The 22,955-nt window shown below is 74.2% G+C and carries 18 protein-coding genes; 11 read left to right on the top strand and 7 right to left on the bottom strand.

Annotated elements, in window-relative coordinates:
- Nucleotides 1–202 precede the first annotated feature (202 nt).
- Nucleotides 203–3,199 (top strand): bifunctional [glutamine synthetase] adenylyltransferase/[glutamine synthetase]-adenylyl-L-tyrosine phosphorylase, encoded by a 2,997-nt coding sequence (locus tag ACIF6F_RS01170; protein WP_399939447.1) that lies wholly within the window; start codon nt 203–205, stop codon nt 3,197–3,199.
- A 240-nt stretch (nt 3,200–3,439) separates the two neighbouring features.
- Here the strand turns inward: ACIF6F_RS01170 and ACIF6F_RS01165 are convergent, their stop codons facing one another.
- A complete protein-coding gene (locus tag ACIF6F_RS01165) occupies nt 3,440–4,801 on the bottom strand; it encodes a glutamine synthetase family protein (protein WP_399939444.1) in 1,362 nt (453 codons plus the stop codon).
- A 162-nt stretch (nt 4,802–4,963) separates the two neighbouring features.
- Here ACIF6F_RS01165 and ACIF6F_RS01160 point away from each other — a divergent pair, with 162 nt between their 5' ends.
- From ACIF6F_RS01160 to ACIF6F_RS01150, 3 genes are read left to right on the top strand one after another with little or no spacing between them, the layout of a single operon-like run.
- Nucleotides 4,964–5,344 carry a hypothetical protein gene (locus ACIF6F_RS01160; protein ID WP_399939441.1) on the top strand — a complete coding sequence of 127 codons (381 nt, stop codon included), beginning with the start codon at nt 4,964–4,966 and terminating at the stop codon, nt 5,342–5,344.
- Between the two features lie 56 nt (nt 5,345–5,400).
- Nucleotides 5,401–6,048 (top strand): DUF3105 domain-containing protein, encoded by a 648-nt coding sequence (locus tag ACIF6F_RS01155; RefSeq protein WP_399939439.1) that lies wholly within the window; start codon nt 5,401–5,403, stop codon nt 6,046–6,048.
- The gene (locus tag ACIF6F_RS01150) at nt 6,045–6,758 is read left to right on the top strand and encodes a DUF305 domain-containing protein (protein ID WP_399939436.1); all 714 of its coding nucleotides are present in this window, start codon (nt 6,045–6,047) and stop codon (nt 6,756–6,758) included. Before ACIF6F_RS01155 ends, ACIF6F_RS01150 begins: the two co-directional genes overlap by 4 nt.
- Before the next feature lie 19 nt (nt 6,759–6,777).
- Here ACIF6F_RS01150 and ACIF6F_RS01145 read toward each other — a convergent pair whose 3' ends face one another.
- On the bottom strand, nt 6,778–7,812 hold the full coding sequence (locus tag ACIF6F_RS01145) for an alpha/beta fold hydrolase (protein ID WP_399939433.1): 1,035 nt from the start codon (nt 7,810–7,812) through the stop codon (nt 6,778–6,780).
- Nucleotides 7,809–8,495: a DUF998 domain-containing protein gene (locus ACIF6F_RS01140; protein WP_399939430.1), complete on the bottom strand. Its 687-nt coding sequence runs from the start codon at nt 8,493–8,495 to the stop codon at nt 7,809–7,811. Before ACIF6F_RS01140 ends, ACIF6F_RS01145 begins: the two co-directional genes overlap by 4 nt.
- A 73-nt stretch (nt 8,496–8,568) precedes the next feature.
- On the opposite strand from ACIF6F_RS01140, the gene ACIF6F_RS01135 reads away from it, so the two are divergent.
- The 3 genes from ACIF6F_RS01135 (at nt 8,569) to ACIF6F_RS01125 (ending at nt 12,731) form a co-directional block, all read left to right on the top strand.
- Complete coding sequence (locus ACIF6F_RS01135) at nt 8,569–9,066, top strand: hypothetical protein (protein ID WP_399939427.1); 498 nt, start codon at nt 8,569–8,571, stop codon at nt 9,064–9,066.
- Between the two features lie 60 nt (nt 9,067–9,126).
- A complete protein-coding gene (locus ACIF6F_RS01130) occupies nt 9,127–10,767 on the top strand; it encodes a multicopper oxidase family protein (protein ID WP_399939425.1) in 1,641 nt (546 codons plus the stop codon).
- 212 nt (nt 10,768–10,979) lie between these two features.
- Entirely contained in the window at nt 10,980–12,731 is a 1,752-nt protein-coding gene (locus ACIF6F_RS01125) for an NAD+ synthase (RefSeq protein WP_399939423.1), read from the top strand.
- Nucleotides 12,732–12,847: 116 nt separating this feature from the next.
- Here ACIF6F_RS01125 and ACIF6F_RS01120 read toward each other — a convergent pair whose 3' ends face one another.
- On the bottom strand, nt 12,848–13,870 hold the full coding sequence (locus tag ACIF6F_RS01120) for an endonuclease/exonuclease/phosphatase family protein (protein ID WP_399939421.1): 1,023 nt from the start codon (nt 13,868–13,870) through the stop codon (nt 12,848–12,850).
- A gap of 318 nt (nt 13,871–14,188) precedes the next feature.
- Between ACIF6F_RS01120 and panB the strand changes: the two genes are divergently transcribed.
- From panB to ACIF6F_RS01105, 3 genes are all read left to right on the top strand, one after another.
- Nucleotides 14,189–15,040: a 3-methyl-2-oxobutanoate hydroxymethyltransferase gene (panB, locus tag ACIF6F_RS01115; RefSeq protein WP_399939418.1), complete on the top strand. Its 852-nt coding sequence runs from the start codon at nt 14,189–14,191 to the stop codon at nt 15,038–15,040.
- A gap of 231 nt (nt 15,041–15,271) precedes the next feature.
- Nucleotides 15,272–16,315: an ATP-binding cassette domain-containing protein gene (locus ACIF6F_RS01110; protein ID WP_399939416.1), complete on the top strand. Its 1,044-nt coding sequence runs from the start codon at nt 15,272–15,274 to the stop codon at nt 16,313–16,315.
- Nucleotides 16,312–17,166: an ABC transporter permease gene (locus tag ACIF6F_RS01105; RefSeq protein ID WP_399939413.1), complete on the top strand. Its 855-nt coding sequence runs from the start codon at nt 16,312–16,314 to the stop codon at nt 17,164–17,166. The genes ACIF6F_RS01110 and ACIF6F_RS01105 overlap by 4 nt, the downstream gene beginning before the upstream one ends.
- A 68-nt stretch (nt 17,167–17,234) precedes the next feature.
- On the opposite strand, the gene ACIF6F_RS01100 is transcribed toward ACIF6F_RS01105, so the two are convergent.
- Nucleotides 17,235–20,876 carry an AfsR/SARP family transcriptional regulator gene (locus tag ACIF6F_RS01100; RefSeq protein ID WP_399939412.1) on the bottom strand — a complete coding sequence of 1,214 codons (3,642 nt, stop codon included), beginning with the start codon at nt 20,874–20,876 and terminating at the stop codon, nt 17,235–17,237.
- Between the two features lie 81 nt (nt 20,877–20,957).
- On the opposite strand from ACIF6F_RS01100, the gene ACIF6F_RS01095 reads away from it, so the two are divergent.
- Nucleotides 20,958–21,779, top strand: coding sequence for a site-2 protease family protein (locus ACIF6F_RS01095; RefSeq protein ID WP_399939409.1), 822 nt, complete (start codon nt 20,958–20,960; stop codon nt 21,777–21,779).
- Between the two features lie 99 nt (nt 21,780–21,878).
- Here ACIF6F_RS01095 and ACIF6F_RS01090 read toward each other — a convergent pair whose 3' ends face one another.
- Both ACIF6F_RS01090 and npdG read right to left on the bottom strand, forming a co-directional pair.
- Nucleotides 21,879–22,052: a hypothetical protein gene (locus ACIF6F_RS01090; RefSeq protein ID WP_399939406.1), complete on the bottom strand. Its 174-nt coding sequence runs from the start codon at nt 22,050–22,052 to the stop codon at nt 21,879–21,881.
- Between the two features lie 103 nt (nt 22,053–22,155).
- A complete protein-coding gene (gene npdG / locus ACIF6F_RS01085; protein WP_399939404.1) occupies nt 22,156–22,884 on the bottom strand; it encodes an NADPH-dependent F420 reductase in 729 nt (242 codons plus the stop codon).
- Between the last annotated feature and the right edge of the window lie 71 nt (nt 22,885–22,955).

The following is a 22,955-nucleotide window of genomic DNA, read 5'->3' as shown; positions in this document are numbered from 1 at the left end:
TCGTGCGGGGCCGGTGCCGCGGAACGCGGACACCTCATAGCAGTCAGACAGAGGGAAAACGAAGGGATTTGGTTCATCGGGCGGCGCGGGTTCATCAGGTTGTGAGGTCGGTCGGGGCTCGGGCGATCCGGTCCGGCTAGGCTCGTGACCCGGACCCGGCTGGGCAGGCCGGAGCGGACGGCAGGGAAGCGGAGGCGACGGGATGACGGTCCCCGGACGCAGGAGCAGTACGTTCACACGGCTGCTGCGACACGGTTTCACCGACCCCTCGGCCGCCGAGCGTCTGTTGGACACCCGGGAGCTGGCCCCCGTACGCACCGATCCGGTGCTGCTCGACGCACTGGGAGCGGTCGCCGACCCCGATCTTGCCCTACGCGGTCTGGTGCGCCTCACGGAGGCCCAGGATCCGGAGGGCAGGAGCGCCCTGCTGTCCACGCTGACCACGGCGAAGCCGCTGCGCGACCGGCTGCTCGGGGTGCTCGGCGCCTCGGAGGCGCTGGCCGACCACCTGGCCCGCCATCCCCTGGACTGGCAGGCCCTGGTCACGTACGAGGCGGCCGATCTGCACCCGGGGCTGCCGGAGTTCGAGGCGGGGCTGGCGGACGCGCACGATCCGGTCGCGCTGCGGGTCGCGTACCGGCGGTGCCTGCTGTCCATCGCCGCGCGGGACGTGTGCGGCACGACGGACGTGGCGCAGACCGCGGCGGAGCTGGCGGACCTGGCGACGGCGACGCTGCGCGCGGCGCTGCGGATCGCCACGATGGCGGCGCCGCAGGACGCCGCGGAGTGCCGGCTCGCGGTCATCGCGATGGGCAAGTGCGGGGGCCACGAGCTGAACTACGTCTCCGACGTGGACGTGATCTTCGTCGGGGAGGCGGCCAAGGGGGCGAGCGGGACCGACGAGGCGGCCGCACTGCAGGCGGCGACCCGGCTGGCCTCGCACCTGATGCGGATCTGCTCCGAGACCACCGTCGAGGGCACGATCTGGCCGGTGGACGCGAACCTGCGGCCCGAGGGGCGCAACGGACCTCTGGTGCGCACCCTGTCCTCGCACCTGGCGTACTACCAGCGGTGGGCCAAGACCTGGGAGTTCCAGGCGCTGCTGAAGGCGCGGGCCGTCGCGGGCGACGAGGAACTGGGCGAGGAGTACGTCTCGGCCATAACTCCGCTGGTGTGGCAGGCGTCGGAGCGGGAGAACTTCGTCGCGGACGTGCAGAAGATGCGCCGCCGGGTGGTCGACAACATCCCGGCCTCCGAGGTGGACCGGGAGCTGAAGCTCGGTCCCGGCGGGCTGCGGGACGTCGAGTTCGCCGTCCAGCTGCTGCAGTTGGTGCACGGGCGCAGCGACGCCACCCTGCACTCAGGCACCACCCTCGACGCCCTGCACGCGCTGGCCGCCGGCGGGTACGTCGGCCGCACCGACGCCGCGCAGCTGGGGGACGCGTACCGCTTCCTGCGCGCCATGGAGCACCGCATCCAGCTGTACCGGCTGCGGCGCACGCACCTGGTGCCGGAGGACGAGAACGACCTGCGGCGCCTGGGGCGGTCGCTGGGGCTGCGCACGGAGCCGGTGGCCGAGCTGAACAAGGCCTGGCGGAGGCACGCCTCGGTGGTGCGGCGGCTGCACGAGAAGCTCTTCTACCGGCCGCTGCTCGACGCTGTGGCCCAGCTGGCGCCGGGTGAGATCCGGCTGTCGCCGCGGGCCGCGGGGCAGCGGCTGGAGGCCCTGGGGTACGCCGACCCTGCCGCGGCCCTGCGCCATCTGGAGGCGCTCGCTTCGGGCGTCACCCGGAAGGCCGCGATCCAGCGGACCCTGCTGCCGGTGCTGCTGGGCTGGTTCGCCGACTCCGCCGACCCGGACGCCGGCCTGCTGGGCTTCCGCAAGGTCTCCGACGCGCTCGGCAAGACGCCCTGGTACCTGCGGCTGCTGCGGGACGAGGGCGCCGCCGCCGAGAACCTGGCCCGCGTACTCTCCGCCGGCCGGCTCGCTCCCGACCTGCTGCTGCGCGCCCCGGAGGCGGTGGCGCTGCTCGGCGACGAGGAGGGGCTGCGGCCGCGCGAACGCGAGGCGCTGGAGCAGGAGGTGCTGGCGGCGGTCGGACGGGCCGACGACGCGGAGACGGCGATCACGGTGGTGCGCGGGGTGCGGCGGCGCGAGCTGTTCCGTACCGCCGCGGCGGACATCATCGACTCGTACGGCACCGAGGAAAACCCGGTGGAGGAGGACCACGGCACGCTGGTCGACCGGGTCGGCAGCGCGGTCTCCGACCTGACCGCGGTCACCCTGGCGGGCGCCCTGCGCGCCGCCGTCCGCGACCAGTGGGGCGACGAACTCCCCACCCGCTTCGCCGTCATCGGCATGGGCCGCTTCGGCGGCCACGAACTCGGCTACGGCTCCGACGCGGACGTGCTCTTCGTCCACGAGCCGCGCGAGGGCGTCGACGAACAGGAGGCGGCCAAGGCGGCGCAGGCCGTCATCGCCGAGATGCGCCGGCTGCTCCAGCTGCCCACCGCCGACCCGCCGCTGCTGATCGACGCGGACCTGCGCCCGGAGGGCCGCAGCGGCCCCCTGGTCCGCACCCTCGGCTCGTACGCGGCCTACTACCGCCGCTGGTCGCTGGTGTGGGAGAGCCAGGCGCTGCTGCGGGCCGAGCCGGTGGCCGGCGACCCGGACCTGGGCCGGCGCTTCATCGACCTGATCGACCCGCTGCGGTACCCGGTGGAGGGGCTGCACGAGGACGAGGTCCGCGAGATCCGCCGCCTGAAGGCCCGCATGGAGTCGGAGCGGCTGCCGCGCGGCGCCGACCCGACCCTGCACACGAAGCTGGGCCGGGGCGGCCTGAGCGACGTCGAGTGGACCGTACAGCTCCTCCAGATGCGGCACGGCTGGGCGGAGCCCGGCCTGCGCACCACCCGCACCCGCGAGGGCCTGGCCGCCGCCCACGCCGCGGGCCTCATCCCGACCGAGGAGGCGCAGATCCTGGACGAGGCCTGGGTCCTGGCCACCCGCGTCCGGAACGCCGTGATGCTGGTCCGCGGCCGCGCGGGCGACACCTTCCCCTCGGACGCCCGCGAACTGGGCGCGGTGGGCCGCTACCTGGGCTACGGCGAGGGCGGCGCCGGCGAAATGATCGACGACTACCGCCGCACGACCCGCCGCGCCCGCGCGGTGGTGGAGGAACTCTTCTACGGGGCGTGAGCACCGGCCGGCCGACCGGCCGCCGCGGACCGTCAGACCGGCCCGGCGTCGCCCCGCACCCGGGCGTGCAGGTGCTCGTCGTACGTTGGACGCAGCCGCCACCGCACGGGCGGGACCCGGCCGCTCCGCGGCCGGACGGCCCACGGTCGGCCCGAGGGGCCTGCACACGGCTCCGGGCCGGTGGTCGACGACCACCGGCCCGGAGTGACGTGCGCGTCGAGAACCGCCGCTGACCTGCGGTTACAGGACCGGGAGGTTCTTGCGGAGTTCGAAGGCGGTGACCTCCGAGCGGTATTCCTCCCACTCCTGCTTCTTGTTGCGCAGGAAGAAGTCGAAGACGTGCTCGCCGAGGGTTTCGGCGACCAGTTCGCTGCGCTCCATCAGGGCGATGGCCTCGCCCAGGTTCTGCGGGAGGGGTTCGATGCCCATCGCGCGGCGTTCCGAGTCCGAGAGGGCCCAGACGTCGTCGTCGGCGCCGGCCGGGAGTTCGTAGCCCTCCTCGATGCCCTTCAGGCCCGCCGCCAGCAGGACCGCGTACGTGAGGTACGGGTTGGCGCCCGAGTCGATCGAGCGGACCTCGATGCGGGAGGAGCCCATCTTGCCCGGCTTGTACATCGGGACGCGGATCAGGGCCGAGCGGTTGTTGTGGCCCCAGCAGATGTACGAGGGGGCCTCGCCGCCCGCGCCGGCGCTGCGCGAGGAGCCGCCCCAGATGCGCTTGTACGAGTTGACCCACTGGTTCGTGACCGCCGAGGTCTCGCCCGCGTGCCGGAGGAGGCCCGCGATGAAGGAGCGGCCCACCTTCGAGAGCTGGTACTCGGAGCCGGACTCGTAGAACGCGTTGCGGTCGCCCTCGAAGAGGGAGAGGTGGGTGTGCATGCCCGAGCCGGGGTACTCCGAGAACGGCTTCGGCATGAAGGTGGCCTGGACGCCCTGCTCCAGGGCCACCTGCTTCATGACCAGGCGGAACGTCATGATGTTGTCCGCCGTGGAGAGGGCGTCGGCGTACCGGAGGTCGATCTCCTGCTGGCCCGGGGCGCCCTCGTGGTGGCTGAACTCCACCGAGATGCCCATGGACTCCAGCATGGTGATGGCCTGGCGGCGGAAGTCCATGCCCACGTTCTGCGGGGTGTGGTCGAAGTAGCCGGAGTTGTCCGCCGGGACCGGACGGGAGCCGTCCAGCGGCTTGTCCTTCAGCAGGAAGAACTCGATCTCGGGATGGGTGTAGAAGGTGAAGCCCAGGTCGGAGGTCTTGGCCAGGATCCGCTTCAGGACGAAGCGCGGGTCCGCGAAGGACGGGGACCCGTCGGGCATCAGGATGTCGCAGAACATCCGGGCGGTGCCCGGTGCCTCGGCGCGCCACGGCAGTATCTGGAAGGTCCCCGGGTCCGGCTTGGCGATCATGTCCGACTCGTAGACACGGGCGAAGCCCTCGATCGCGGAGCCGTCGAAGCCGATGCCCTCGTCGAAGGCCTGCTCCAGTTCGGCGGGCGCCACGGCGACCGACTTCAGGAAGCCGAGCACGTCGGTGAACCACAGGCGCACGAAGCGGATGTCGCGCTCCTCGAGCGTCCGGAGGACGAATTCCTGCTGCTTGTCCATGCCTTCATCCTCGCAGTTCAGAGGGCCTGTGCACCACCAGCCGGGCATCGGGGGGCCGCCCCAGTATCGCCAGCCGCGGTTTCGGCCACATTACGGGCCCCCCGGTACCTGTGACACCCCGCACTGACGGCGGTGCCGCCCCGCCCACTACCATCTGCGGCCATGGGGGGCGGGCAGCACATCCGACACGGGCGCACCAGGCGCCACGTCGCGCTGCTGTGCGCCCTGGGCACCCTGCTGGCGGCCCTCTTCCTGTGTACGGGCACGGGGTCGTCCGGCCCGGTACGGGACCCCGGCGGCGCCGTCGCGCGTCACGCCGCCGAGGCGCACCGCGCCGCGTACGTCTGCCCGTACGACCTGCCGGGCTGCTCGCCCTTCTCGCACCTGACCCCGGGTGTCCTCACCGCGCCCCCGCCCGCGGCCGCGCTCCCCGCGGTGGTGCCGCCGCCGGCCGGCCCGGACCTCCCGGCCGGCCGGCGGCTGCCTCCGGAGCCGTCGGCGCGCGCCCCCGACCTCCACGTCCTTCAAGTGCTGCGGACCTGAGGCGGACCGTTTCTCCCGCTCACCCCGCCAACCCCCACATACGAGAAGGACCAGCCATGGGCAGCAAGACCTCCAACCCCTCCCGCCAGGCCCGCATAGCCGAGATGCGGCGCGCCGAGCAGGCCCGCGACCGCCGCAACAAGATCATCGCGATCACCGTCTCCGTCCTCGTCCTGGGCGGCGTCGGCGGCTTCGGCGCGTACGTCCTCAACAAGAAGGCCGACGAGGTCCAGGCCAAGGAGGACCTCGTCAAGAAGCCGGTGACGGCCGAGCAGAGCTGGGACGTGAAGAAGCTGGGCCGCAACCACGTCACCAAGGCCGTGTCGTACCCGATGAAGCCCCCGGTCGGCGGCGACCACAACCCCGTCTGGATGAACTGCAACGGCGACGTCTACACGACCGCGATCCCGGACGTGAACGCCGTCCACTCGCTGGAGCACGGGGCCGTCTGGATCACGTACAACGCCAAGGCCGCCAAGGGTGACGTCGAGAAGCTCGCCAAGAAGGTCAAGAAGACCCCGTACACGCTGATGAGCCCGGTGGACGGCCAGGCGGGCGCGATCATGCTGAGCGCCTGGGGCAAGCAGGTCTCGGTCGACGGCGCGGACGACGCCCGGGTGGACCAGTTCCTCGCCAAGTACGTCCAGGGCCCGCAGACGCCGGAGCCGGGTGCCGCGTGCACGGGCGGAATGGCCGCCCAGTGAAGCGGGCGCAGTGGGCCGCCGTGACGGCGGTCGTCGGGGCCCTGCTCTTCGCGGGTGCGGCGACCGTCGCGACCGCGGGCGACGGGTCCGCGGAGGACCGCGTCCCGGCCGTCACCTCGGCCGACGCGGGATTCGCGCGGGACATGTCGGTGCACCACCAGCAGGCGGTGGAGATGTCCTTCATCGTCCGCGACCGCACGCAGGACGAGGCGGTGCGCCGCCTCGCGTACGACATCGCGAACACCCAGGCCAACCAGCGCGGCATGATGCTCGGCTGGCTCGACCTGTGGGGGCTGCCGAAGGTGTACCCGGCCGCCGAGCCGATGGCCTGGATGGCCGGGGGCGGCGACGCCGAGGCCGGCGAGGGCGGTCACGCGGGACACGGGCAGGCCTCCGGCGGGCACGGGTACGGCGGGCACGGCGGCCACGGCGGTGTCGCCGCCAAGGAGGGCGCGCTGATGCCGGGCATGGCCACGCCGGCCGAGCTGGAGCAGCTGCGCAAGGCGGAGGGCAGGCAGGCCGAGATCCTCTTCCTGCAGCTCATGACCGACCACCACAAGGGCGGTGTCGCCATGGCCCAGGGCTGTGTGAAGCTCTGCGAGCCGGGCGTGGAGCGCGACCTCGCCCAGGGGATGGTCGAGGCCCAGCAGTCCGAGCTGACCCTGATGGCGGACATGCTGCGGGAGCGGGGCGCCGCGCCGCGCTCCTGAGTCACCCGCAGACACGGCCTCAGGCCTGAACGGCCGCCACGACCGCCCGCGCCACCTGGCGCGGGCGGTCGCGCATGACCAGGTGTCCCGCGGGCTCGGCGACCTCGAAGCGGGCGCCGAGGGCGTCGGCCAGGGCGGCCTGCGCGGCCAGCCAGCGCAGCGCGGTCCGGCGGGCGGAGCCGTCGTAACCGGCGAGGACGGTGACCGGGAGGCCCGCGGGGAGCGGGCGGGTGGCCCGGAGCGCGAGGACCTCGGCCGCCATGGCGGGGTACCGGGCGTTCTCCAGCAGCATCCCGCGCCACACCCGGCTCGTGCGGTGGCAGCGCCGTACGAGGCCGGGGTCGGCGGCGCCGCGGTACGGGGCGGGGGCCCCGCCCGCGTCGTACGGGGCGGGCGATCCCGCGTCCCACGCGTCCGGGGCACCCGCGCCGTACGGGGCGGGCGTGCCGCCGTACGGACCCGCCGCGCCCCCGACCCGCTCCGCCGCCCCGTCGTACGGGCCCACCGTGCCCAGTCGCAGCATCGCCCGCCGGGCCGCCGGACCCAGGGCCGCCGGCAGGCCCGCTGCGGTGGCGAGGGTGCCCAGGGCCCGGGCGGCGGCGGTGCGCAGGGCCGGCAGCGGTGCGGCGGGCGCCTCGGCCACACTGCCGTCGACCAGCAGCAGGGCGGCGGCGCGGCCGGGGTGCAGGCGGGCGAAGGCCTCGGCGTGGAACCCGGCGGCGGAGTGGCCGGCCACCGTGACCGGGCCGCCCCCGGAAAGACCCAGGGCATCCAGGAGCACGGCGATCCGGCGGGCCTCCCCCGCGGCCGTGGGCGGCACCGCCGCCGGGCCGCTCAGTCCGTGCCCGGGACGGTCGAAGCGGACCACCGTGCGGTGCGGGGCCAGGAAGGGCACGACGGGGTCCCAGTCGTACCAGCCGAGGCCCAGCCCGGCGCTGAGCACCGCCACCGGCCCAGAGCCCTCGACCCGGACGTGCACGGGCACCCCGTCCACCCGCACGAAGCCGTCCCACCCGGCACCGGCCACGAAGCCGTCTCCCCCGGCGCCGGTCACGTCCGGCGCTCCTTGGCGACCGCCCAGGCCAGGGTGGCGAGCCAGACGGCCACGAGCAGCACCTGGAGCCGCTGTCCGGCACCGAGGGACCAGGTCCCTCGCCCCGCGGTGAAGGCGGTGACGGCGCCCAGGGTCCAGACGGTGGCGAGGAGTTCGAGCAGGACGAGGACGGGGCCGGTACGGGCCACCGGCGCCCACCACCCGTAGCGGCGGGCGGCGACGGTCAGGCAGATGATCCCGGCCAGGGCACCGGTCATGGCGAGGCTGCTGCTGACCGCGTGGGCCTGGTGGGTGGCCGGCACCAGGCCGGCGGTCTCGCGGGCCGCGCACTCGGGGTCGACGGTGGGCGCGCAGCTGAGGGGGAGCCAGGCGTCGGCGGCCGTGGCGGCGCCGAACAGGGCGAGGCCGGCCCACCCGGCCAGGGCCCAGGGGCGGCGGGACTCCGGACGGCGGACGGTACGCAGCAGGGCGAGGAGCGCCCCGGCCAGGACGAGCAGGCCGGCGGTGAAGTCGGTGGCGCGGAAGAGGCCGCCCATGGGCTGGTCCTCGGCGGCGAGTTCGCTGACGTAGGTCTGGACGGGGTCGAGGCCGGTGGAGAGCACGACTTCGAGGACCCAGGCGGTGTAGGCCGTGGCGCCGAGACCGAGGAGGGCGGCGACGGGCCGCGTACCGATTGTGGACATAGTGGGAGCAATCCTAGGAGTCCGCGCCGCACCCCTTACGCCATGCATACCCTCCGGGGGTAAGCTGCGCCGCATGACCGCCCGCCTCGCCCTCACCCGCGCGCTGCTGCTCGCGGGGCTGCTGCTGGGGCTGGTCACCATGCACACGCTCGGCCACCCGGCCCCCGCCGCCGCGGCGGCGGGACACGCGGGGCTCGGGCAGCACGGGCAGTACGGGCAGTACGGGCACCACGCGCAGCCCGAGCACCACGGCCGGCCCTCCACCGAGGATGCCGGGGGTACGGAACCCGCCCACGACCGGCACGGGGTCCCCGCGGCGCACACCGGCGAAGCGGCGAACGCCCAGGCCGGCACCGCCCAGGCCGGTGGGGCCCAGGCCGGTGGGGCCACGGGCGGGCTCGACCCGATGGCCGTGTGTCTGGCCGTACTCGGGGCGCTGGTGCTGGTGGCGCTGGCCGGCGGGCATCCGCTCGCCCGGCGCGGCCGGCCGGCACCGTACCCGGGGCGGACCCGGCGCCGGTGGGCGGCGGGCAGGGCGCCGCCCTCCCGGACGGTGGTCCTGCGGGTATAGGACGGACCGGCCCAAGACGCGTCCACCCCACACCCGCCACCCTTCACGAGGTGCACACCCATGCGCACGCCCACTCCCCTCACCCGACGCGCCCTGATCGGCGCCGGCATGGCCCTCGCCGCCGGCACCGTCCTGTCCGCCTGCTCCGGCAACTCCGGCGGGAGCGGTCACGGCGGCCACGCCATGCCGGGCTCGACCCCCGGCACCGGCGCCACCCCCGCCGGTTACGTCACCCCGGACGGCCCCGAGGTCAAGGCGGCCGAGGCGGCCCGCCCCGACGGCGGCCGGGTCCGCGAGGTGCGGCTCACGGCCACCCCCGGCACCCTCGACCTCGGCGGCGGCCGCACCGTGTCCTCCTGGGCGTACGGCGACCGGCTGCCCGGCCAGGAGGTACGGGCCACCGCCGGCGACACCCTGGCGCTCACCCTCGCCAACCACCTCCCCGAGGCCACCTCCCTCCACTGGCACGGGCTCGCCCTGCGCAACGACATGGACGGCGTGCCCGGCCTGACCCAGCGGGACGTCAAGCCCGGCGGGTCCTTCGCGTACCGCTTCAAGCTCGCCCACCCGGGCACCTACTGGTTCCACCCGCACTCCGGCGTCCAGCAGGACCGGGGCCTGTACGCGCCGCTGGTTGTCGAGGACCCGAAGGAGCCGCTGCGGTACGACAGGGAATGGGTCGTCGTGCTCGACGACTGGCTGGACGGGGTCGGCGGCTCGACCCCGGACGCGGTCCTCGCCGAACTGTCCAGGGGCATGACGGGCCACGGCTCGGCCGGCGCAGCAGGCACGGGCGGCCACGCCGGCCACGGCCCGGCCGGCACGAGCACCTCCCCCGCCGCCACCCCCGCCCCCGCCCCCAGCGGCCCCTCCCGCGTCCTGATGGGCGCCCGCAGCGACGCCCTGATGGGCGACGCGGGCGACGTCGCGTACCCCCACTACCTGGTCAACGGCCGTGTCCCGGAGGACCCGGAGACCTTCCGCGCCCGCCCCGGCGACCGCATCCGCCTCCGCATCGTCAACGCGGGCGGCGACACCGCCTTCCGGGTGGCGCTGGGGGGCCACGAGCTGACCGTCACGCACACCGACGGCTTCCCCGTCACCCACGCCCCGGCGGACGCCCTGCTCATCGGGATGGGCGAGCGGTACGACGTACTCGTGACCGCCGGGGACGGGGTGTTCCCGCTGACGGCGGTGGCGGAGGGCAAGGGCGGCGCGGCCCTGGCGGTCCTGCGCACCGGCAGCGGCGCCACCCCCGCCCCGGGCACCCGCCCGGCCGGGCTGACCCGGCGCCTCGTGACCGGCAAGGACCTCCGGGCGGCCCCCTCCGCGGCCCTCCCCGAGCGCGCCCCGGACCGTACCGTCAAGATCCGGCTGACCGGCGGCATGGCGAAGTACGACTGGGCCTTCGACGGCAAGCCGTACACCCCGGACCAGCGGCACCCGGTCGAGGCCGGCGAGCGCGTGCGGCTGGTCTTCGCGAACTCCACGTCCATGTGGCACCCGCTGCACCTGCACGGGCACACCTTCGCGCTCGGCGGCGTCCGGGGCGGGGCGCGCAAGGACACGGCCCTGATCCTGCCGAACGGCACGCTGGTCGCGGACTTCGACGCGGACAACCCCGGCCTGTGGATGATCCACTGCCACAACGTCTACCACGCGGAGGCGGGGATGATGACGGTCCTGGGTTACCGCCGCTGACGTGACGGGACGCCCGGCCGGGAAGCACGCACCGAGACCGGCGGGGTCCGGCCGGGGCCCCGGATCGCCCCCAGCCGGGCCCCGACGCGGGTCTCGCAGGCCCCCCGCCGGGCCCCGACGCGGGTCTCGCACGCCCCCGGCCGGACCCCGGTCGAGGACTCCGCCACCCCCACCCCAGGACATCGCGTCAGAAAGACGATTACACTGGCGGCGTGCCTCAACTTCGCCTCGCTCTGAATCAGATCGACTCGCACGTCGGCGACATCGCCGCCAACGCCGAGGCGGTCGTGCACTGGACCCGGCACTCCGCCGAGCAGGGAGCCCACCTGGTGGCGTTCCCCGAGATGGTGTTGACCGGCTATCCCGTCGAGGACCTCGCACTGCGCGAGTCCTTCGTGGACGCCTCCCGCGAGGCCCTGCGCGGCCTGGCCGCCCGCCTGGCGGCCGAGGGCTTCGGGGAACTGCCCGTGGTGGTCGGCTACCTGGACCGCTCCGAGCAGGTGGCCCGCTACGGCCAGCCCGCCGGCTCCCCGCAGAACGCGGCCGCCGTGCTCCACCGCGGCGGGGTCGCCCTGCGCTTCGCCAAGCACCACCTCCCCAACTACGGCGTCTTCGACGAGTTCCGCTACTTCGTGCCGGGCGACACCCTGCCCGTGGTCCGGGTGCACGGCGTCGACGTGGCGCTCGCGATCTGCGAGGACCTCTGGCAGGAGGGCGGCCGGGTGCCGGCGGCCCGGTCCGCCGGGGCGGGGCTGCTGATCTCCGTCAACGCCTCCCCGTACGAGCGCAACAAGGACGACGTCCGCCTCGAACTGGTCCGCAAGCGCGCCCAGGAGGCCGGCTGCACCCTCGCCTACCTGGCGATGACCGGCGGCCAGGACGAGCTGGTCTTCGACGGCGACTCGATCGTCGTGGACAGCAACGGCGAGGTCGTCGCCCGCGCCCCGCAGTTCACCGAGGGCTGCGTCCTGGTGGACCTCGAACTCCCCGCGGCCGCCGCGGAGCCCGTCGAGGGCACGGTGGACGACGGCCTGCGGATCGACCGCGTGGTCCTCTCCGAGGAGCCGGTGCCGCCCTACGCGCCCGAGGTGACGGGCGGTTACGCGGACCGCCTGGAGGACGACGAGGAGGTCTACTCGGCGCTGGTCGTGGGCCTGCGCGCGTACGTCGCGAAGAACGGTTTCCGCTCGGTCCTGATCGGCCTGTCCGGCGGCATCGACTCCGCCCTGGTCGCCGCCGTCGCCTGTGACGCGGTGGGCGCGGCGAACGTGTACGGCATCTCCATGCCGTCCAAGTACAGCTCGGACCACTCCAAGGGCGACGCGGCGGACCTGGCGCGCCGCACCGGCCTCAACTTCCGCACCGTGCCGATCGAGCCGATGTTCGACGCGTACATGGGCTCGCTCGGGCTCACCGGCCTGGCCGAGGAGAACCTCCAGTCCCGGCTGCGCGGCACGATGCTGATGGCCGTCTCGAACCAGGAGGGCCACCTCGTCCTCGCGCCGGGCAACAAGTCGGAGCTGGCGGTGGGATATTCGACGCTGTACGGCGACTCGGTCGGCGCGTACGGGCCCATCAAGGACGTCTACAAGTCGGACGTCTTCCGCCTCGCGCGCTGGCGCAACAGGGCCGCGGAGGAGCGGGGGCAGGTGCCGCCCATCCCCGAGAACTCCATCGTGAAGCCGCCGAGCGCCGAACTGCGACCGGGGCAGGTCGACACGGACTCGCTGCCGGACTACGAGGTGCTCGACGCGGTCCTCGCGCTGTACGTGGACCGGGACCAGGGCCTGGAGCAGATCGTGGCCGCCGGCTACGACCCGGAGCTGGTCGCCCGGACGCTGCGGATGGTGGACACGGCGGAGTACAAGCGCCGCCAGTACCCGCCGGGCACGAAGATCTCGGCGAAGGGCTTCGGCAAGGACCGCCGCCTGCCGATCACGAACGGCTGGCGCGAACGCGCCTGATGCCGGGGCACGACCGGAGGGGGCCGGGCCCCCTCCGGTCGTGCCCCGGACCGCCGGTCGTGCCCCGGACCGCCGGTCGGCCCCCGAGCGTCCGCGGTCCCGGACCCTCGCCGGGCCTAGACCGTCAGGCGGGCCGCCACCGGGAGGTGGTCGCTGCCCGTGGCCGGGAGGGTCCAGGAGGCTTCCGGCGTGATGCCGCGGACCATGATCTGGTCGATGCGCGCCATCGGGAAGTCCGCCGGCCAGCTGAAGCCGAAGCCGTCGCCCGCCGCGCCCTGGGTCGAGCGCATCTGCGAGGTGATCGGGGACAGTGCCCGGTCGTTCATGGTGCCGTTGAGGTCGCCGAGCAGGACCACCTTGCCCAGGGGCTCCGCGGCCAGGGCATGGCCCAGGGCGTCGGCGCTGTTGTCGCGCTGGTTGGCGGTGAAGCCGGCCCGCAGCTTGACCCGTACGGACGGCAGGTGGGCGACGTACACGCCGACCGGGCCGTGGGAGGTCTCCACGGTGGTGCGCATGGCCCGCGTCCAGCCCATCTTTATGTCCACCGGCGCGGTGTTGCCGAGCGGGTACTTGCTCCAGACCCCGACCGTGCCCTCGACCGCGTGGTACTTGTACGTCTTCGCCAGCTCGCGCGAGTAGACGGGCACGGCGCTGGCCTTGAGCTCGGTGAGGGCCAGGATGTCGGCGCCGGAGGCGGCGATCCTGGTGGCGGTGCCGTGCTGGTCGGGGTTGTCGGCGTCGACATTGTGGGTGGCCACGGTCAGGTTGCCGCCGGCGCCGGACTTGTCGGTGATCAGTCCGCCGAAGAGGTTGATCCAGACCGCGGCCGTCAGCGTTATGGCGATCAGCGCGGTCGCCGAGACCCGCCACACGGCGATGACCAGCAGCACCGGCACGAACAGGCCGAGCCAGGGCAGGAAGGTCTCGATGAGGCTGCCGGTGTTGCCGACGCTGTTCGGGAGCTCCGCGTGGAAGATCATCACCAGGGACAGCAGGGCGGCGCAGGCCGCGGTGACGATGCCGCGCCGCCAGATCCCGGGGTCCCTGCGCAGTCCGGCCCAGCGGCGCCGGAACCGGGACCCGGTGCGCTCGTCCTCCGCGCCGCCGTTCCCCGTCTCCGCCATGTACGCCTGTGCCATGCCACTGCCCTCACTGCCTTGCTCGCGCACCGTCCCCGCCCCTTGACCCTAGGCGATGATCGGCTGCTTCCGTGCCGTCCTGGGACGGCCGTACGGGCACGAGGACGACGATCGGAGGGACGAGCGTTGCACTTGTAGCGAAACGCTCACATTCGCGGTGTCCGGTCACCCGTCCGGGTGGGCCGTGTCAAACGTGATCAGGCAGACAGCCGGGCGCCGTGCGCTGCACTTCCGGTCCGGCCCGGCGTGATGCCACCATGGGGGGTGAGTCCGGGGACGCCGTGAGGGCGCCACGAGATGACACAAGGAGCCGTTGCGATGACGCACGCCGTTTCGCCTGCCCGTGAGACCTCCCTGTACGGAGGCAAGGGCAACCGCCGCATCACCGTCCGTGATCTGACCGCCGCCAAGGAGCGGGGCGAGAAGTGGCCCATGCTCACGGCCTACGACGCGATGACCGCCTCGGTGTTCGACGAGGCCGGGATCCCCGTGATGCTCGTGGGTGACTCCATGGGCAACTGTCACCTCGGTTACGACACGACCGTGCCGGTCACCATGGACGAGATGACGCTGCTCTCCGCGGCCGTCGTGCGCGGCACCAAGCGCGCCCTGATCGTCGGCGACCTGCCCTTCGGCTCGTACCAGGAAGGTGCGGTCCAGGCCCTGCGCAGCGCCACCCGCCTGGTGAAGGAGGCGGGCGTGCACGCGGTGAAGCTGGAGGGCGGCGAGCGCTCGCTGCGCCAGACCGAGCTGATCGTGCAGTCCGGCATCCCGGTCATGTCCCACCTGGGCCTGACCCCGCAGTCGGTGAACGCCATGGGATACCGCGTGCAGGGCCGTACGGGCGAGGCCGCGCACCAGCTGCTGCGCGACGCGAAGGCCGCGCAGGACGCCGGCGCCTTCGCGGTGGTCCTGGAGCTGGTCCCGGCCGAGCTGGCCGCCGAGGTGACGCGCTCGCTGCACATCCCGACCGTCGGCATCGGCGCGGGCTCCGACTGCGACGCGCAGGTGCTGGTCTGGACCGACATGATGGGCCTGACCGGCGGAAAGATGCCGAAGTTCGTCAAGCAGTACGCGAACCTGCGGCAGACCATGGGGGACGCCGCCAGGGCCTTCGCCGAGGACGTGGTGGGCGGGGCGTTCCCGCAGGAGGAGCACTCCTTCCACTGAGCCGCCGGGCCGCGTGAACGAGTGACCGCGTGACCGGAGGCCCGCCGGCACGGACAACCCGTGCCGGCGGGCTTCGGTGTTCCCGGGCCCGGACGCCGTCGGAGACCTCGGCGGAACCGTCGGGGAACATCGGCGGCATGTCGGCGGAATGTCGGCGTCCGGCCCCTCCCCGCCCCGGGTCCCGCCTCCTGTCGGCGCCCTGTCGGCGCGTTGTCGGTGGCAGCTGGTCCCATGGTCCGCATGACGCGAATCGACAAGAACCCCGGAAGCGGCCCCAACGCCGTCGAGGTGCGGGGGCTGGTCAAGCACTACGGCGAGACGAAGGCGCTCGACGGAGTCGACCTGGACGTGCGCGAGGGCACCGTCCTCGGCGTGCTCGGCCCCAACGGCGCCGGCAAGACCACCCTGGTGCGCTGCCTGTCCACCCTGATCGTCCCGGACGCCGGCACGGCCACCGTGGCCGGCTTCGACGTGGTCCGCCAGCCCCGCCAGCTGCGCCGCACCATCGGCCTGACCGGCCAGTACGCCTCGGTCGACGAGAGGCTGTCCGGCTGGGAGAACCTCTACATGATCGGGCGCCTGCTCGACCTGTCCCGCAAGGACGCCCGCCGCCGGGCGGACGAGATGCTGGAGCGGTTCTCGCTGGCGGACGCGGCCAGGAAGGTCGCCGGGCTGTACTCCGGCGGCATGCGCCGCCGCCTGGACCTCGCGGCCTCCCTCATCGGGAACCCGTCCGTGATCTACCTGGACGAGCCCACCACCGGCCTGGACCCGCGCACCCGCAACGAGGTGTGGGACGAGGTGCAGCGGCTGGTGGCCGAAGGCGCGACCGTCCTGCTCACCACCCAGTACATGGAGGAGGCCGAGCAGCTGGCGAGCGAGCTGACGGTCATCGACCGCGGCAAGGTCATCGCCAACGGCAAGGTCGACGAGCTGAAGGCCCGCGTCGGCGGCCGCACCCTGCGGGTCCGCCCGGCGGACCCGGCGGACCTGCCCGGCATGGCCCGGTCGCTGGCCGAGGCGGGCCTCGACGGCATCGCGGGCTCGCAGGCGGTGCCGGACGAGGGCGTGCTGCTGGTCCCGATCCTGAGCGACGAGCAGCTGACCGCCGTGGTCGGGCTGCTGGCGGCCCGCGGCTACGGGATCGCCGACCTGGGCACGTACCTGCCCAGCCTGGACGAGGTGTTCCTCTCCATCACCGGCCACAAGCCCCTGTCCGCGGACGACTCCGCGGACTCCGTCCCCACCGGCACGACCGAGGAGGTCGCGGCATGAGCACGACGACTACCGCCCCGGCCCGCGACGCGGCCCCCGGCGCCCCCTCCCCCGCCGCGTCCACGGCCGCCGACAGCCGGATCGGGCTGCGCGGGAACCTGCGGCACATCGGCGCCCTGGCGCGCCGCAACGCCCTCCAGATCAAGGCGAACCCGGAGTCGATCTTCGAGGTCGTCCTGATGCCGATCGTCTTCATCCTGCTGTTCGTGTACGTCTTCGGCGGCGCGATCGCGGGCAAGGGCAACCAGGACGCCTACGTCAACTACCTGGTCCCGGGCATGATGGCGATGATGGGCCTCAACATCGCCATGGCCGTCGGCACGGGCGTCAACGAGGACTTCCAGAAGGGCGTGATGGACCGGTTCCGGTCCATGCCGATCGCCCGCTCCTCGGTCCTCATCGCCAAGATCGTGGTCGAGATCGGCCGGATGCTGGCGGCCACCGCGATCCTGCTCGGCATGGGCTTCCTGCTGGGTCTGGACATCAAGACCTCGGTGCTGGACCTGTTCGCCGCCGTCGGCCTGTCGATGGTCTTCGGCGCCTCACTGATGTGGATCTTCATCCTGCTCGGTCTGACCATGAAGACGGCGCAGGCCGTCCAGGGGGTCGCGATGCTCGTCCTGATGCCGCTGCAGTTCGGCAGCTCGATCTTCAGCCCGCCGTCGTCGATGCCCGGCTGGCTGCAGTCCTTCACCGACTACAACCCGCTGTCCAACCTGGCCGACGCGGCCCGCAACCTCATCAACGGCGGCCCGGTCGCCCACTCGGTGTGGATGACGCTGGGCTGGGCCGTGGTGATCACCGCGGTCACGGCGCCGCTGGCGGTCGCGAAGTTCCGCAGGAAGACCTGATCCGGACCGGCACCCGGTCCCGGGGGAAGGACCTGGTCCGGCATCCGGATCGCGTCCCGAAGGCCGGATCAGACGAGGGCGGCGGCCTCCTCCAGGGTGAGGCCGCCGCCTTCGGCGTACGCCGCCTCGTAGGCGGCGTCACCCAGCGCTGCCCGCGCGTTGGCGGCCGCCCAGTCCCTGCCCTCCCGCTCCATGAGGGGCGCGAAGTGCCCGGGCGGCAGCAGCCCCTGGTAGGCGCCCAGCAGCCGGGCGGCCCGGTGGGCGTTCGCCCCGCCGCCCTTGCCGGCCAGCGCGCCCGCGGCCGTCATCAGGTACACGGCCCCCATCTGCGGGGCCACCATCCGCGTCAGGGGGTCCGCGGCCTTCTCCAGGGAATCCCGGATCCGGGCCAGTGCGGCGTCGTACTCGCCCTCGACGTTGTCGAGCCAGGCCAGTACGCCGAGCACGATCCCGTCGAAAACCGCGTAGGCGCCGTACGCGAACTCCTCGCGCAACTGCTCCAGCTGTGCCCGGGCTTCGGCGTGCCGGCCGGTGCGCCCCAGGAGCATGGCCAGGAAGATCCGGGCGGCGGGGATCGCCTCGTTGCCGGTGCACTGCCCCCGGGCCGCGATCTCGGTGAGGATCTTCTCGGCCTCCGGGGCGTCCGGGCCGTCCGGCTCCTCGGCCAGCACGCCGGCCAGCCGTACCCTCAGCAGCGCCACCTGGGCCTCGGCGCCGAGCCGGTGCGCGTACTCCACGGCGGCCCGGAAGTCCCGGGCGGCCTCGGCGAACGCGCCGCGCCGCTCGTGCGCCTCGCCGCGGGCGGACAGCGCCTCGGCGGCACCCCAGTCGTCCCCCAGCTCGGTGTAGATCCGCAGGCTCTCCTCGGCGTCGACGGAGGCCTCCCCGGCCCAGTCGGCCCGGTTCGCGCGGATGTTGGCCCGCAGCTGGAGGATGTTGGCCAGCTCCCAGCGGTAGCCGTGCCGGCGGCAGGTGTCCACCGTCTCGTCGATCACGCCGCGCAGCCGCTCGGGGTCTCCGGCCAGCATCACCGCGTACACCCAGAGGGAGCCCGGGGTCCAGCAGGTCTGCGGCAGTCCGGGCCGGTAGGTGGCGACCACCGCCTCGACCAGCGCCCGGGCGGCGGGCGCGTGCCAGGACTCGTAGTTCTGGTCGCGGGAGGCCAGCTGCATCAGCCGCACCCCGCGGCGCGCCTCGGCCAGCAGCTCGCCGGTGAACGGCGGCGCCACCTCCACGACCCTCTGGTGGACGGGCTGCGCGGGGACGACGGGCGTGCCGAACGCCTCGGGGCCCAGGGCGATCGTGGCCTCGGTCCAGTGCCGGGTCTCGGCCCGCAGGTCCCGCATCTGCCAGTACCAGGCGAGGGAGTGCAGCAGGCTGAGGCACTCGTGCTCGTCCCGGCCGGCGACGGCGCGGCGCAGGGCGGTGCGGAGGTTCTCGTACTCGGCGGAGAGCAGCGCCAGGGCCGCGCGCTGGCCGGGGCCGCGAAGGCGGACGTCGGCGCCGCGGGCGAGTTCGCGGTAGTGGACGAGGTGGCGGCGCTCGGTGGCGGCGCGGTCGCCGTCGGCCTCGGCGAGGCGTTCGGCGGCGTACTCGGCGACGGTCTCCAGGAGCCGGTAGCGCATCTCGCCGGTGCCGGTGCCGGCGGCGACGACCAGGGACTTGTCGACGAGGGAGCCGACGAGGTCGGGCACGTCGAGGGGGTCCAGGCCGCCGGACGCTCCCGGGCCGCCGGTGCCGGCCGCGGCGTCGGACCCGGTGCCGGACCCGGCGTCGGCGCAGACCGCCTCCGCAGCGGCCAGGTCGCAGCCGCCGGCGAAGACGGACATACGGCGCAGGACGGCGCGTTCGGGAGCGTCGAGCAGGTCCCAGGACCAGTCGACCACGGCCCGCAGGGTCTGCTGGCGGGGCAGCACGGTGCGGGCCCCGCTGGTGAGCAGGCGGAAACGGTCGTCGAGCCGGTCGGCGATCTGACGGGGGGTCAGGAGACGCAGCCGGGCGGCGGCCAGCTCGATGGCGAGCGGCAGGCCGTCGAGCCGGCGGCAGATCTCCGCTGCGGCCTCGGGGTCCTCGTCCGGGGTGAACCCGGGGCGGGCGGCGGCGCCGCGGTCGGCGAGCAGCCGCAGGGCCATGGGGTCGGGCAGCGGTTCGACGGGGCGCAGGCTCTCGCCGGGCACGCCGAGGGGCTCCCGGCTGGTGGCGAGGACCTGTACGCCCGGGCAGTGGGCCAGCAGGTGCTCGGCGAGGCGCGCGGCGGCGTCGACCACGTGCTCGCAGTTGTCGAGGAGGAGCAGCAGCCGGCGGCGGCCGCAGTGCTCGACGAGCCGGGCCAGGGGATCGTCGCCCAGCCGGTCGGTCATGGCGCGCAGTTCCTCGGCCGCGGCGCCGCGCAGCTTGGTCTCCCGGGCGCCGAGGGCGGAGAGCACGGCCTCGGGCACGTCCTCGGGGTCGTCGACCGGGGCGAGTTCGGCCAGCCAGACGCCGTCGGGCCAGCGGTCGCCGATGCCGGCGGTCTCGGCGGCCTCCTGGGAGAGCCGGGTCTTGCCGGCGCCGCCGGGGCCGAGCAGCGTCACCAGCCGGGCCCTCGTCAGGTCCTGGCCGATGACCCGGATGTCCTCGTCGCGCCCGACGAAGGTGGTCAGCCGGGCCCGCAGGTTTCCGGGCACGCGGATGCGCCGGCCCCCGGCGGGGCCCTCGGGGCGGCGCGCGCCGTCCGCGGAGCTCGGGGCGTACGGGCCGTCCGCGGCGTTCCGGCCATACGGGCCGTCGCCCGAGTCCCGGACGTACGGGCCGTCGGCCGAGTCCCGCGCGTCCGGACCGGCCGTGCCGCCCGTGCCGGACGTCCCCGGTGCGTGCGGCCCCGACCCGCCGTCTTCATACCCGGCCCCGCCGCGCGACCAGGCCGGGGCCGCACCCGGGGCCGCCGGGGCGGGGTGGCCGTACCGCCCCGCCGTGGCCGCCCCCGTGGGCCGGCCGCCCCCGGCCGGGGACTCCGCCGGGCCGGGGTTCAGGAGTTCGGCGTGGAGCGCGCGCAGGGCCGGGCCCGGGTCGGTGCCGAGGCGTTCGGAGAGGTCCTCGCGTACGGACTCGTAGGCGGCCAGTGCCTCGGCGGGGCGGCCCGCGTCGCGCAGGGCCCGGATGCGCAGGGCCTGGAGCGGCTCGTCCAGCGGGTGGTCGGCGCAGAGGGCGGTGAGGTCCGGCAGCGACCGCTCGGCCCGGCCGAGGGCGAGGGCCGCCTCGAAGGCGCCCCGGCGCGCGTCGAGGCGTACGGCGTCCCAGCGGGCGGCCTCGGCGGAGCGGTCCGGCAGGTCGGCCAGGGCGGGCCCGCGCCACAGGGCGAGCGCCCGGTCGTAGAGGGCGGCGGCCTCGGCGGGGCCCGGAGCGGTGCCGGCCGCGGTCACCAACTGCTCGAAGCGGTAGAGGTCGACGTCCTCGCGGGCGGCGTCGAGGCGGTAGCCGCCGGCCGCCGATCCGACGGCCGTGTGCCCGAGGGTCCGCCGCAGTCTGCCCACGAGGGCCTGGAGGGCGCCGAGGGCGTCGGCCGGCGGATCGCCGTCCCACACCTCGGCCACCAGCGTGGCCGCGGCGACGGTGCGCCCGGGTCGCAGTGCCAGCGCCGTGAGCAGCGCCCGCAACCGCGCGCCGCCGACCGCGACGGCCGTTCCGTCGTCTTTGACCACCTGTGTGGTGCCGAGAATCCCGTAGCGCACCCGCCCATTCTCCCTGCCGTCCCGGCCGGCGCGGGAACCCGGTACGGTCGGACCCGCCCGTCCCGCCGAACGAGGAGCCGCATGGCCACGCCGATCCGCCGCAGCAGCCGGAGCGACCGACGGGTGAGCCCCGTCTTCCTCGGGATCGTTGCCGTCATGGCGGTCACCGGGTGGGCGGTGTGGACGGAGTTCGCGGCGAGCACCGGCTTCGCCGTCTTCCTCTTCGTCACCTCGGCCTGGGTGGTCTCGCTCTGCCTGCACGAGTACGCGCACGCGCGCACCGCCCTGCACGGCGGCGACATCTCCGTGGGCGCCAAGGGCTATCTGACGCTGAATCCGCTGAAGTACACGCACGCGCTGCTCAGCATCGTGCTGCCCGTGGTGTTCGTGATCATGGGCGGCATCGGCCTGCCCGGCGGCGCGGTCTTCATCGAGCGGGGCCGGATCCGGGGCCGCTGGAAGCACAGCCTGATCTCGGCCGCGGGGCCGCTGACGAACGCCCTGTTCGCCGTGGTGTGCACGGCTCCGTTCTGGCTGAACGCGCTGGACGGGGTGCCGTCCGGCTTCCGGTACGCGCTGGGCTTCCTGGCGCTGCTCCAGGTGACCGCCGCGATCCTGAACGCGCTGCCGGTCCCGGGTCTCGACGGGTACGGGGTGGTGGAGCCCTGGCTGTCGTACAAGGTCCGCCGGCAGGTCGAGCCGTTCGCGCCCTTCGGGCTGCTGGCGGTGTTCGTGCTGCTGTTCGTGCCGGAGGTGAACGCGCTGTTCTTCGACGCGATCGACGCGGTGCTGCGGGGGCTGGGCGTGTCGGGCTTCGAGACGGCCTGCGGCCAGGACCTCTACCGCTTCTGGCAGGACACCAACCCGCTGTGCGAGCCGGGAGCCGTACGCCTGGGGCCCTGACCCCCGCCGTACGCGGCCCGGCTCCTCGCCGTACCCGGCCCGGCCCTGCGGTCCGGCCCGCCCTGCCCGGCCGCGGCGCCGGGCCCGGGACGCCGCGCCCTACTGCTGCTTGGCGGCCTTCGCCTTGCGGAGGTGGAACCAGGCGATGTTGGAGGAGACGCCCGCGAGCAGCACCCAGATGATCCCGAGGTAGTCGCCGTTGACGAAGGCGACCACGGCAGCGGCGGTGGCGAGGACGCAGACGACGAGGGCGAACAGGGCGAGGCGGGGCATGGGGTGTGGCTCCTAGCGGGCGGTCCGGGGTCGGGTCGTGCCCGACCAGTGTCCCCCATGCCCCGCAGTGGTCCCGTAAAGAAGCCGCGGGACCGGGGCCGGCTCAGACGTCCGTGACGCGCAGCCCGGCGTGGGCCTTGTAGCGGCGGTTCACCGAGATCAGGTTGGCGACCAGCGCCTCGACCTGGTGGGCGTTGCGCAGCCGGCCGGAGAAGACACCGCGCATGCCGGGGATGCGGGCGGCCAGGGCCTGGACGAGGTCGGTGTCGGCGCGGGACTCGCCGAGGACCATCACGTCGGTGTCGATCTCCTCGACGGACTCGTCCTGGAGGAGCACGGCGGAGAGGTGGTGGAAGGCGGCGGTGACGCGCGACTCCGGCAGCAGCGCCGCGGCCTGCTCGGCAGCGCTGCCCTCCTCGGGCTTGAGGGCGTACGCGCCCTTCTTGTCGAAGCCGAGCGGGTTCACGCAGTCGACCACGAGCTTGCCCGCGAGGTCCTCGCGCAGCGCCTCCAGGGTCTTGGCGTGGCCCTCCCACGGCACGGCGATGATCACGACGTCGCTGCGGCGGGCGCACTCGGCGTTGTCGGCGCCCTCGATGCCGAGGCCGAGCTCCGCGGCCGCGGCCTCGGCGCGCTCGGCGGCGCGGGAGCCGATGATCACCTTCTGGCCGGCCCGGGCGAACCGGTAGGCGAGGCCGCGGCCCTGGTCGCCGGTGCCGCCGAGGACGCCGACGACCAGGCCGGAGACGTCGGGGAGGTCCCAGGGGTCCTTGGCGGGGGCCTTCGCGGGAGCCTGTCCCGCACCGGCCTGAGCACTCTCAGTGGAAGTCATGGGCCGACCTTACTGGTGCTGCGAACGGGTGAGGAGGCGACGACCGCTCCCGTCCGGGTGTCCGGTGCGGC

Origin of the sequence: Streptomyces sp. NPDC086023, assembly GCF_044540325.1 — a bacterium.
Classification (GTDB): Bacteria; Actinomycetota; Actinomycetes; order Streptomycetales; family Streptomycetaceae; genus Streptomyces.
The sequence above is the reverse complement of the archived record's forward strand: the minus strand, read 5'-3'. Positions and strand labels throughout refer to the sequence as shown.